Origin of the sequence: Vibrio sp. J2-4 (genome assembly GCF_021728155.1) — a bacterium.
Taxonomy (GTDB): Bacteria; Pseudomonadota; Gammaproteobacteria; order Enterobacterales; family Vibrionaceae; genus Vibrio; species Vibrio diabolicus.
The window spans coordinates 774,843-787,049 of sequence record NZ_JAKKCN010000003.1 but is presented as its reverse complement, the minus strand read 5'-3'; the positions used below and the strand labels follow the sequence as shown (position 1 = coordinate 787,049).

The 12,207-nt window shown below is 50.1% G+C and carries 9 protein-coding genes; 4 read left to right on the top strand and 5 right to left on the bottom strand.

Going from position 1 to position 12,207, the window contains the following annotated elements:
- Positions 1-83: 83 nt before the first annotated feature.
- On the bottom strand, positions 84-2,075 hold the full coding sequence (locus L3V32_RS13685; RefSeq protein WP_237284516.1) for a U32 family peptidase: 1,992 nt from the start codon (positions 2,073-2,075) through the stop codon (positions 84-86).
- A 231-nt stretch (positions 2,076-2,306) separates the two neighbouring features.
- Here L3V32_RS13685 and L3V32_RS13680 point away from each other — a divergent pair, with 231 nt between their 5' ends.
- Positions 2,307-2,753 (top strand): DUF302 domain-containing protein, encoded by a 447-nt coding sequence (locus tag L3V32_RS13680; protein ID WP_237284515.1) that lies wholly within the window; start codon positions 2,307-2,309, stop codon positions 2,751-2,753.
- Between the two features lie 95 nt (positions 2,754-2,848).
- Here L3V32_RS13680 and ptsG read toward each other — a convergent pair whose 3' ends face one another.
- Positions 2,849-4,291, bottom strand: a complete 1,443-nt coding sequence (gene ptsG, locus L3V32_RS13675) for a glucose-specific PTS transporter subunit IIBC (RefSeq protein ID WP_237284514.1) — start codon at positions 4,289-4,291, stop codon at positions 2,849-2,851.
- A gap of 265 nt (positions 4,292-4,556) precedes the next feature.
- Between ptsG and L3V32_RS13670 the strand changes: the two genes are divergently transcribed.
- Genes L3V32_RS13670 through L3V32_RS13660 form a run of 3 tightly spaced genes read left to right on the top strand, consistent with a single transcriptional unit; the run spans position 4,557 to position 7,931 of the window.
- A complete protein-coding gene (locus L3V32_RS13670) occupies positions 4,557-5,264 on the top strand; it encodes a response regulator (protein WP_005383484.1) in 708 nt (235 codons plus the stop codon).
- Positions 5,254-6,684, top strand: a complete 1,431-nt coding sequence (locus tag L3V32_RS13665) for an ATP-binding protein (RefSeq protein ID WP_237284513.1) — start codon at positions 5,254-5,256, stop codon at positions 6,682-6,684. The genes L3V32_RS13670 and L3V32_RS13665 overlap by 11 nt, the downstream gene beginning before the upstream one ends.
- Before the next feature lie 2 nt (positions 6,685-6,686).
- Positions 6,687-7,931 (top strand): ABC transporter substrate-binding protein, encoded by a 1,245-nt coding sequence (locus L3V32_RS13660; RefSeq protein WP_237284512.1) that lies wholly within the window; start codon positions 6,687-6,689, stop codon positions 7,929-7,931.
- Between the two features lie 73 nt (positions 7,932-8,004).
- On the opposite strand, the gene L3V32_RS13655 is transcribed toward L3V32_RS13660, so the two are convergent.
- The 3 genes from L3V32_RS13655 to L3V32_RS13645 are packed head-to-tail and all read right to left on the bottom strand — an operon-like array spanning position 8,005 to position 12,206.
- A complete protein-coding gene (locus tag L3V32_RS13655; protein ID WP_237284511.1) occupies positions 8,005-9,207 on the bottom strand; it encodes a type III PLP-dependent enzyme in 1,203 nt (400 codons plus the stop codon).
- A complete protein-coding gene (locus L3V32_RS13650) occupies positions 9,200-11,029 on the bottom strand; it encodes an IucA/IucC family siderophore biosynthesis protein (protein WP_237284510.1) in 1,830 nt (609 codons plus the stop codon). Before L3V32_RS13650 ends, L3V32_RS13655 begins: the two co-directional genes overlap by 8 nt.
- Positions 11,001-12,206 carry an MFS transporter gene (locus tag L3V32_RS13645; protein ID WP_237284509.1) on the bottom strand — a complete coding sequence of 402 codons (1,206 nt, stop codon included), beginning with the start codon at positions 12,204-12,206 and terminating at the stop codon, positions 11,001-11,003. The genes L3V32_RS13650 and L3V32_RS13645 overlap by 29 nt, the downstream gene beginning before the upstream one ends.
- Position 12,207 lies beyond the last annotated feature (1 nt).

The following is a 12,207-nucleotide window of genomic DNA, read 5'->3' as shown; positions in this document are numbered from 1 at the left end:
ACCATCTGACTTACAAAGCGTTACGCTTCCCTCTAGTAGAGTGTAGGATAATTTATTGTTTTGTTTGCCTCGTTAGAAAAATTCTACAACCCCTTTAAATACTGCGCGTTGGCTGTTGGTTGAATCATGGCATTCAGCGTTTGGACGGTTTGTTCGCTGTGTTCTTCAAGTAGAGCTAAGAACGCGTCAATCAACTCAGGTTTGCTTGCTGAGACTTTCGTTTCGGTCTGGATATCACGCAGATCGATCAACACATCGGTAAATAATTGAGGCAGATCGTGCAGCACTTGCAGGTTTAAGACGTTGTGTTCGCTGTAGATCGAATTGTGGCTGCCTTTCTGTTTTTGCACCACGTAAGGATTGTCTTTTAAGTTGATGATAGACGTGCGTTTATCACAGCGTTTCAAACAACCTTTGTTGACCTTCACCTTACGGCATCCTTCGGTTTGTTGGAACAAACATTGGCGGCTCGTGAGTAGGGTATTTGGATTATAAATGCTGTAGAAGCTGCGCATGTTTTTCGGACGCTTGATATGGCGCATCTGCTTCATATTCAGCTCGTTAGAAACAAACGCGCCACTTGCCGCGAACTCGTCTTGAAGGCATTTAAACGCGTATGAGTTCACCGTGTTCATTTGTGGGCCTGCCACCCAGCCTAAGCCGAGCTCTTTTGCGATCATGCCGACGCCTGAGTTGTTGGTGATCAACAACTCAGGTTGGATGGTTTCCAAAAATACGCGCGCGGCGTGGTAGTCTTCGCCAATCAAAATGGCTGGGAACCAAGGTTTGAGCATTGGGTTGGCTTGGAACAACTCAATCATCGCGCTCAGTTCGCCAGACAATCCCATTGGCAATTGATAGTAAACATCAATGTCGTGGTATTCGCACAGCATGGCTTCTTGTGCTGACGAGATCAGAACCGATAATTTTGGCGCACCTTGGCGAGGGTCTGGTTGAGGTAGCGCTGGCAGAGTTGGCACATCAATCGACCCTTTCAAGCTGCTGCCGGATACTTGTGTTGAAGTGACATCGAACGACTTAGTTTGCTCTGCCACTTTCTCAATGATCGCGGTTTTGTCGTCGTAGAGTTTCTTTTTCACCGCTTGCACATCATCAGCAGACTGGCATTGATAAACCTTCGAAAAATGCTTTACAGCGTGGTCGCGCGGGTTGTCGATGTACATCGCCTTGCCGAAATCACCTTGCAAAAATGCGTTGGAGAAATTGCGGTTGAACACCGTGTATAACTCGGTGGTGTCTTCAGAGAGTTCCAAACCCTCGCACAAGCGATCGATTTGCTGACGCCAATTATCGACCACGGTATAGACGTAGTGCGATTTCTTGATTCGTCCTTCCACTTTTAAGGAATACACGCCAGCATCGGCAAGCGCTTCCAAGTCCCCAAAGGCGGAGTTGTCTTTCATATTGAGTGGATAGTTGTTGCCTGTTTTGGTCGTTTCGTACTGTTCGCGACAAGGTTGGCTGCAGCGTCCACGGTTACCTGATGCACCATTGCGAGCGGAACTTATGTAGCAAATTCCGGAGAATCCGATGCAGTATGAGCCGTGGACAAACACTTCCATCATTACGTTGTGCTCGCGACCAAATTGCGCCAGATGTTTTATTTCATCGATGTTAAGTTCGCGAGATAAGTTTACTCGGCTTGCGGTGAGCTGGTTGAGAAAGAGGATCTGGCCTTCGTTATGCGTGTTCAGTTGCGTTGAAGCGTGCACATCCAAATCGGGAAAGTGATGTTTGAGAATGTAGGCCAGACCGAGATCTTGCACGATCACGCCATCGATTTTGGTGGTGTTCAGTTGGCTGAGCAAGCGAACAATCGCTGGAATTTCACTTTCTAAAATCAGCACATTCAACGTTAGGAAAATCTTACAGCTGTGCTGATGGGCCAACGTTAACACGCCATTTAAGTTATCTAAGGTGAGGTTGGTCGCTCGGTTACGAGCATTGAAGCGGTCGAGCCCACAGTAAATTGCATCGGCGCCAGCGGCAATGGCGGCTTTGATGGAATCTAAATCACCACCGGGTGCTAATAACTCAAATTGATCGCGTGTCACTACTTTTCTCTTTCTTACTAAAATAGGCTGCAAATGTTACGTATTTCACGCTTTTGATGCTCAGCTAGTTAACGCTTTATTAATCTGAATCAATTAATCCGTGTTACACGGTCGACTCTTGAGTGGGTAGAGTGCAATTCGCGATAGCGGAATCTGACTTCTATAGTTTTCCTACACTTGGTTTTTCTATATTTACAGTTTTCGACTCAGGTAGAGAGGAAGGGACGACAAATGAAAAAAGTAATCATCGTGTTGGTCGTGGCGTTGGCGTCATTGAGTGCATTGGCTGGGGAGGGGGTGGTAACCGTTGCGAGCACGCATTCAGCAAAAGATACGGCGGATAAATTTGTCGCTATCGCGCAAGAAAAAGGGTTGAACGTCTTTGCGCGCATTAACCATCAAGAGAACGCCACGAAAGTCGATATGACGTTGCGACCAACCGAAGTTATCGTGTTTGGGAACCCTAAAGTGGGCACGCCACTGATGATCTGTGCGCAGGAAGTGGCGCTCGATTTACCCCAAAAAGTGTTGGTGTATGAAGATGCTGAAGGCAAAACGTGGTTAGCTTACAACGATCCTATGTATTTAAAGCAGCGCCATCATATTGAAGGCTGTGACGAGGTATTGAACAAAATCAGCGGCGTGCTGGGCAATTTAACCCACGCGGCGGCGAAGTAGGGCTGGTTATTGGCTTCGCTTTTTTTACTCCGAAAACGAAAAAGCCAACCTCGCTGGGAGGTTGGCAAATCTTACCTAGATTGGGGGAGGTAAGATCAGGAGGTGGCGAGTACGCTGTGCACTTCTGACTTAATTGAGTCAGACTGCGTACCGAAAATCGCTTGTAAACTGTCGCCAATCACTAACACATCTCGCGCGCCGAGCGCTTTTAGCTTAGCAACATCAACGTTGGCAATGTCTTTTACCGAGACACGCAGACGGGTGATACACGCATCGACTGACTTAATATTGGCTTTGCCGCCCAATGCAGCTACTACATCCACCGCAATTTCATCAGGTTGTCCGGCAATCTTCACTTCTGCAATGTCGGTTTCACGGCCCGGCGTTTTCAGATCCAACTTCACAATTAGGAAGCGGAACAAGCCGTAGTACAGCGTCGCCCAGATTGGACCTATGATGATGAACATCCACGCGTTGGTCGACATTGGGTAGTAAAGGAAGAACTGGATCGCGCCGTGCGCAAAGTCAGTACTGTGTTTGATTTCCAAAAATGCGGTGATCGCAAACGCAATACCGGTAAGGAAAATATGGATCACGTACAGCACTGGCGCGACGAATAGGAAGGTAAATTCGATTGGCTCTGTGATACCAGTTAACCAAGAGGTCAACGCCGCAGACATCATCAAACCACCGACGATTTTCTTACGCTCTGGAGACGCGCAGTGGTAAATCGCCAGTGCCGCTGCTGGTAGCGCCCACATGGAGTACATAAAGCCACCAGACAGATAACCTGCGGTTTTATCGCCCGCGAAGAAGCGAGTGAGCTCACCGGTAAACTCTTTACCTGTTTCTGGGTCTATGTAACTGCCGACTTCAAAGAAGAACGGCGCATTCCAGATGTGGTGCAAACCCACCGGGAGTAATGAACGTTCGCCCGCTCCGTAAACCGCCCACGCGAGTACAGGGTTTTGGTACGCTGCCCAATGAGAGAATGCATCAAGAAGTTGTCCGATAGGTGGCCATGCAAACGCGAGAATCGCACCAACGACGATCGCCGATAAACCGGTGACAATGGGCACAAATCGCTTACCCGCGAAGAAGCCCAAATATTCCGGCAGTTTGATGTTGTAGAAGCGGTTGTACATGATTGCCGCGACCGCACCGATAAAGATGCCGCCAAACACCCCGGTTTGCAGCGTCTCAACGCCCATGATGGTGGCGTCAGTTTCTAGGCCGCGCAGGCCAGTCACGATACCGAGCGATGCGTTCATAATAATTAGGCCAACTAAGCCTGCGAGCGCAGCGGCACCGTCATTGCCTTTTGATAACCCGAGCGCCACACCGACCGCAAACATCAACTGCATGTTGCCGAACACGCCTTCACCGGCGGCGAGCATCACTTTGTTGACCGCGTCTGGAATAAACGTAAAACCCGCGTTACCAATACCCAGCATCAAGCCGGCCACCGGTAACACCGCCACAGGCAGCATCAACGACCGCCCTATTTTTTGTAGTTGTCCAAATATACTTGCAAACATGGTTTCCTCCTGACGAATGCCAGTGTTGTAGGACCTGATTCCTTCAGGTCATGTTGTTTCACGTAAGGTCAGGATGATCATAGCGAGCAAGGCGGCGCCTAAGGTTACAAAAGGCAATCAGTTTGTAAGTGGCCGCTTACAAATCTCTTACACCGAGAAGTGAAAATTGCAATCGGCTCGATTGTGTATGGGCCTTTAAGAATGCATCATATTGGCCAGCGCCAAACTCAGGGGCAGGCACAGGGACGGACACAGGGAAAGTAGGATGGAAAACAAGCAGATACTGGTCGTCGATGACAACCTCGACCTTCGCGAAGCGTTGTCAGATTACCTTGGTCGCGCAGGGTTTGAAGTGCTTTGCGCAGAAAACGGCGGCGTGATGTGGCAACTGCTCAACGATCACCATCCTGATTTGATCATCCTCGATATTATGATGCCCGGTGAAGACGGCTTTACCCTGTGCCAGAAACTGCGCAAAAACTCCGATATCCCGATCATCATGCTGACCGCCGTCACTGAAGAAGCCGACCGAGTCGCAGGGCTAGAAATGGGCGCTGACGACTACATCACCAAATCATTCAGTCCGCGCGAACTGCTCGCGCGCATCAAAACGATTCTGAGACGCAGCCAATCGACCGCCAATAGCAAACTGACGCGTAAAGTGCGTTTTGATGATTGGTTGTTAGATACCGTAACCCGGCAACTGACCCACGTCGCTAGCCGCGAAGTTAAGCAACTGAGTGGCGCGGATTTGTCGCTGCTCGGTTTGTTCGTCAACCACGCGCAATCAATATTGTCTCGCGATGACATTGCGCGCGAGATCTGGGGACGCGATGCCGACCCATTTGAACGCGGCATCGACGTGCAGATCAGCCGCTTGCGTCATCACCTTGAAGATAAAGACCGCTCGCTGATCCTAACGGTGCGCAACAAAGGCTACATGCTGACCACGGACGTGCATTATGAGAATTAAACGCTGGACGGGATCACTGGTCGTTCGCACCAGTGTGTTCCTGTTGCTGGTGATCATTCTGGCGCAGGTATTATCCGGGATTATCTGGTATCAACACGCCAGCGAACGCGATAAAGAGGGCCTGACCACCACAGTCAAAAGCTTAGCACTGAGCGCTTCTTCCACCATCGCTTTCTTTCAAACCCTCCCTTCTGAATATCGCCACTTGGTGCTCAATCAACTGCGCAACATGGGTGGTACGCGCTTTTTCGTCTCACTCAACAATCACCAGATTGATGTCGACCCACTGCCAGAGAGCGAGCGCAAAACGTTGGTCATCAACCAAGTTCGCGAGGTATTAGAAAGCGAGCTGAGCGGCATTCCTAATATCGAGGTGGAGTTCACCCAGCGCGACAAACTCAAAGTGTTCAACAACGAGCTACCTATCGATGAACTGCCACTATTGTGGGCGCATTATTCGCTTTCGTTTGGTGACCTCAATCCACCCATTTTGGTGATGCAGGTCGAAGTCGCGCAGAACGAATGGTTTTATCTCGCGGCGGTGCTACCCGCGCCTTACATCAACCTAGAGACTAACTATTTTGAGTTGCGCCAATGGCTGACGCTATTGGTGTCCGCGCTAATGCTGTTGCTGTGTACCTGGTTTATCGTTCGCAAAGAAATTCAACCCATTCGAGAGCTGGCAAAAGCCGCAACCCTGATGTCGAGCCGATTAGACGTGCCCGAAGTCTCTGAGCGAGGCAGTAACGAACTGAAAGCGGCGGTACGTGCGTTTAACAAAATGAACCGACGCATCGACAGCCACATTAAAGACCGCGAGATGCTGTTCAGCGCCATCTCCCACGATCTGAAAACGCCGATAGCCTGCCTAAAACTGAGGGCGGAAATGCTGGATGACGACGCCGAGCGAGAACGCTTTATCCGCCTGAGTAACGACCTAGATTTGATGGTCAAAGGCGCATTGCAATGCATTAAAGAGACCGATATCCACGAGGAAATCGAGCCGATCAATTTCACCCAACTGATTCAGCACATTTCCGCCAATATCGCCGATGCGCCGGACGCGATTCGCATCCACGGCGAAATCCGCACCCACTTTGCTGGTAAACCGTTAGCGATTAAGCGCTGCATTCAGAATCTGGTCGATAACGCGCTCAAATACGGCCATCAAGCGGACATTACGCTGAGTGAAAGCCCAGAGTCGATCCAGATTGAAATTGAAGATCACGGTGATGGTGTTGACGATTTATTACTTGAAAAGCTCTGCCAGCCATACTTCCGCGCTAGCAACGATAAAGAAGGCAGTGGGCTGGGGTTAACCATTTCACAGAGTATTGCAAAGGCTCATGGCGGCAACTTGTTGCTGAGCCATTCTCAGTTTGGCGGCCTCTGCGCCACGCTGACTTTCCCGAGAGACTGACTATGAACAAACTGGCATTCTTGTTCCCACTGTTGCTCGCCCCTTGCGTCGCTCACGCTGAGTCGCCACAAGGGGTAGAGTTTTTACATTGGTGGACTTCTGACGGCGAGCAGCAAGCGCTGCAAACACTTAAAGCTCAGCTAAAACAGCACGATATTGATCTGCTGCAAAGCCCGGTGTTAGGCGGTGGTGGCGACAGCGCGATGACGGTACTGCAAGCTCGCGCGCTGGCGGGCAATCCACCCAGCTTCGCGCAAATCGAAGGGCCAAGTATTAAGGCGTGGGATGCCATCGGTATTTTGCACAACGTCAATGCGGTAGCGGATGAGCAGCGCTGGGACGAGGTGCTCTACCCGCTGTCTATCGAAATCAATAAAACACAAAACGGCTATATCGCCCTGCCACTTACGCTGCACCGCTTAAACTGGCTGTGGGTCAACCACAAGCTGCTTAAACAACTGAATCTCTCCGCGCCGAAAAACTGGCAAGAGATGTTCGCTGCCATGGAGCTTGCTAAGCAAAATGGCATCGTGCCGATCGCGGTCGGTGAGCAGCCGTGGCAAGTCGCCCAACTTTTCGAGAACTTAGTGATCTCCACTGGCGGTGTTGAGTTCTACACCAATGCGATGGTTAAACTTGAGCGAGACAGCATCGACAGCGATACACTGCGCCAAGCGCTGACGCAATTTCGTCGCCTGAGTTTGTTGATCGACAACCAATTACCCGACAGTAAGTGGGATACGGCGACCCAAGCGCTAGCCGACGGTCAGGCGCTGTTTCAAATCGGCGGTGATTGGATTTTGGGCGAGCTGCTCGCCAATCAAGTCTCGGTTCCGCAAGAGGTCGGCTGTTACCCAACGCCGGACAGCGATGGTGTATTCCTCTACAACATGGACAGCTTGGTGTTTATGTCGAGCAAGTCGTTTTCTTCCGAGGCTGCTCAGCAAACCGCAAGCGCGCTGGCAGACGTCGAGTTTCAAGCTAAGTTCAATAAGGTAAAAGGCTCGATTCCGGTACGTACCGATATCGACATCAGCGATTTTAATCCGTGTCAGGTCCAGTCATATCAAGACTTTCACTACGGCGTTAAACACAACCTCGCTGTGCCGAGTATGATTGATTCGATGGCGGTCAATCCGGTTGCCCAGCAAGCGATAAACTCGGAAATCTTCCGTTTTTACCGCAATCCCAAGATGGAACCCGACGAGCTGATAAAACGCATTATTGCTATTTCGCAAAGCGGTTAATGGCAATGAATTTGTGCCGAGTGGAATAAAAAAGCCCCAATGATTGGGGCTTGAATGAAGCGAAGTATGCCGTTTAAAAATAGTGGAAGATCGGCGGTTCATGCATCAAGAAGTTTTGATGGGAGATGTTCCACGCATAGGCGCCCGCTAAGGTAAACACAACGTAATCACCAATATCGACGTGGGCGACGTGTTGATTGCGTGCCAGCACATCTTTGGGCGTACAAAGCTGGCCGACAAAGGTCGCTTGTGCATGCTGAATTGAGTGAGAAATCTCATGGTGTTGCTCGCTTTTCAGGATGACGAATGGATGATCATGGCTCTGCGCTGCTGGCGTGCGGAAGTGGTGAGTTCCCCCGCGTGCGATGACAAAGTTTTCGCCAAGATTTTGCTTAATATCCAGTACTTCCATCACGTAATAACCACATGCCGCCGTGATGAAACGTCCGCATTCAAAACGCAGTGTCCAGTCTTGCACTTGCTCTTTGGCGATGAGGAATTCCAACTTGTCGCAAAACTCCATCCACGGAAAGTGTTGCTCAGGGTTTTGGTAGTTAATCCCCATGCCTCCACCCAAGTTGATCATCAGCTCACCGAGTTCAAACTCTTGTTGCCACGCCTTCACGACTTGGAAATAGCGCTGCATTAACGCTAAGTGACGTTCAACATCGAGCTGATGCGACATCAAGTGAAAATGGAAGCCTTTGAGTGACACTTGCGGGAAATCGCGCAGCAACATCAAAGCATTACTCAGTTCGGACTCGTCCAAACCAAAAGGAGTCGGCTTGCCGCCCATCGCCAACTTGCTGAGCGTGATGTCGCCGATATCTATGTTCATACGCAAAAAGATCGAAGTCGGGCGGTTGAGGCGCTCGGTTAGTGCTCCAATGCGTTGCAGCTCGGTGAGGCTTTCGACATGAATTGCATCGACATCAAGTTCAATCGCTTGTTGCAATTTATTTGGCATTTTTCCTGGGCCGCCGAAGATCAATGGCTTATCGAGTTGTTGCTGGTGGAGGTGTGCCAATTCCCCACCAGATGCCGCTTCAAAACCATCGACATACGGCGCGAGCGTTTTGAGAATCGGGCCCGATGGATTGGCTTTGGCCGCGTAAAATAGCTCGACATTTTTCGGCAAAACGTGACGCAGTTGTTTGATGTGTTCTTCTAAGGCGTTTAGGTCATACAAGTACGCGCACAAGGGTTGATTTTGCTGCTGTGCGAGCGTGTGAATTTGCTGGCTAACGCGTGTCGGTAGAGAGAGGGAATTAGGCATGTTGCGCTCCTTTTTCGTGTTGCTGCCAAGGCGTGGCAACTTGGGTATAGCCCGACTCTTTATCGGCTTTTTGCATCAAGCGCGTGGTGAAATTATTTTTGCTTGGGAAGTGACCGCCATTCAGCAACGCTTCTAGTTCCGGCTGTTTTCCATTCACGGATTGCCAACGCACAATGGCACTTTGCACCGCATTCCACAGCGTTTGCTCTAGTGGTTCATCACCTTCTGCGATGAAGAAAATCGCTTCGCTGATGTTGTTGATAAAGGTGCAGTATCCGATGCGATTCCAGCCTTGTTCGCGACTGTAGTAAACCGATTGTCGCGCGCGTTCAGACAAGTCAGCTAATGTTTCTGCTGGCCAGAACTCCGGCAGTAATTTAGTGCCTTCCAAATCACGAATCCAAACACAACACGGCACCTCTTGCTCAAAGCCAATCAAGGTGTTTTGCAAATGCGGCTCAAACGCCACCCCGTGTTTGAAGTAGTAGTTAAACACACCCGGAATTAGGCAATGCAAATAGCGTTCAAACCACAGTGTCGCGATGTCGGAATAGCGATTTTGCGTAGTACGCGCTTTGTTTTTAAGGCGTTGAGCAATGCAACTGTTGCCGTTTTTGTCGTAAGCAAACAGAGCGCCAGCGAGGGTTGGTTTTAAGATATCGACTTCGCTCAGCGAGAAATTTTCGCGATACAAAATCCCAAACGATTCGCGCGCTTTGGTGTTGTCGTCCCAATTACGCTCAGCGACGCTTTCTAGATTCAACGTGGTGGCGTAAGGCTCTGTCATCACTTTAAATACGGGGTTGTGCAGCTGTTCGTTTTCTCTAATTGGTTTAAGAATCGACGTGAGCTGCACGGCGCTGTCGAGTTCGTACCACGCGTTTTTTCGCACGCAATTGGTTAATCGTACGTTGATGGAGAATTTCGCAAACCAATCCATATCTGGGTGGTAGAGGGTACGAACTGAAGAGGTCGGCTGCATCTTTTCACCACCTAAACCCAGTGGCGTGATCTTGCCTTGTTCAATGGCACGCTTCACGCTTGGGTTGCTCAAAATGGTGTAGCTTTCCCAAGGATGGCAAGGGTAGAGTGTCTTCCCATTGCTGGTGGTGTGTTGTGGCGCGAGCTGTTGTAGCATGCGCTGCGCAGGGTTAGCTTCTCCGTCGGAACTCAGCACATCAAGTAAGGACGTATCCACTTCAAACCAGTACAGCGGGACTTGCGCGCCGACTTCTGGAGAAAACGCCAAGAGATCATCCATGGTGACGCCCGAACGACTTTTTGGGGTCGGATGGAAAGTATGACCCCAAATCAGAGACTGTTCCGAAGCGATAAATTCGTTGTGATGCGATTTGGGCGCGACGTTGAGAAACTGCTCGGTAACCAGCACGCTATTTTCCAGTTGTTCGATCAGCTCATGGTTAAACGGGATCGCCAATACCTGCTTGAGATAGTTAAGCAAAAGCGTAAGAGTTTGCGTGGCATCCAATTTTGCCCAACCAGATCCCGGCATTTTCGCCCAAGGCAGTTCTGCCAATTTGATTTTGCCCAGTTTGCTCGCGTAGTGAATCGGCAAAACCAGCACGCCATTTTGTTGAGACAGATGAACGGCTACCCGTTGCTTGGCGGAATAGTTGCGTTTTAACGTTTGGGGTAGCGATGTCGATTGGTAGCGCCATTCCACTTGTTGATTCGGTAGCGCAAATTCACGTAAGTAACAATTAAGAACACCCATTATCGTGTTGAGTTGGGCCTTCTCCCGATTGAGCTGCACATCATGCGCGCGCAACTCGCTAGTCTGAGAGGATTGAGTTTGTAACATGTTGATTTCCAAATTTTGAATGGAGAACCAGCGCGATCAAGGTGATTACGCTGACTATCGCAGAAAGTAGGAAAGGAACCTCAAGTAGCCCCAAGCTAGAAATGAAAGAAGCGCAAAATCCCGCCGCCACGCCACCCCATTTGGACATGGCATCAAAGCGAGAAAATACTTTGCCACTGAGTTTGCGATCCAGATTGCACGCAAGATGCTGATGCAATCCGTGATAACAACACACCATCGCGATGCCGAAGATAATTCTCGCAGCAATGAGTGCGATTTCGGACGCAATCAAATGCAAGGCAGAGCTCACGGCAAGCAATGCAAACCCGAGCCACAACGTGCGCAGCGGTTGATGGCGATTCAGCCCATCTGACAACACGTGGATTTTGCCTGCCAGCAACAGATAGACGCCATGCGGCAGTGCGTACAAAAAACCGATCCATGCGTGGTGAGTGATGCCATATTGCTGCACAAACGGCGAGAAATAAGGAAAGGTCACCACCATGGAAAACGCAAACCCGAACTGAGCAAAGAAGATCCAGCGAATGGCATGCATTGCGTTTTTCTGTGCAACCGGTTTTTCTTGCTGAGATTCTGAGTTTGGCTTTTCGAGGTTTCGTTCGGCGGGTTTATCCGCAGGCAGTGTTAGCGTGATGCCCATAGCAATTAAAGGCAAAACGCATAACCACAGGTACGCGTTGAGTGGGTTGGTTTCGGACAAGCTCCAGCCGAGCCCAATGGGCGCAACGATCAGCGCCAAGCGAGCAGATAGTTGGGTTTTATTGAGTGACTTGCCGAGCGTTTTGGCTTCTTTAAGTTGACTAGATAAGTAGCTGTTCGAGGCGGCCATGGTGCCGCCAAAGGTTCCTTGAACAATAAGACCAAACACAAACATGGCGAGGTTGTCTGCCAAGCCGCACAGCGCAAAACCTGCTGCAAGGCCAAGTTGCGCACGCAAGAGTGAGCGGCGGCGACCGTAGCGATCGGCAAAGTTGCCCCAAAATCGCGCCGCCAACGCAGTACAAAACGTAGGTAGGATAAACAATACCCCTGCCCAGTCCGCATCAATGCTTGCGCCTAATGTTGGCAACACGACGGGTAGAAATAGCGGCATACCTAACGCGGCAAACGCAGCGATAAAGTGGCACAACAACACACTGTAGATGAGTTTGGTCATA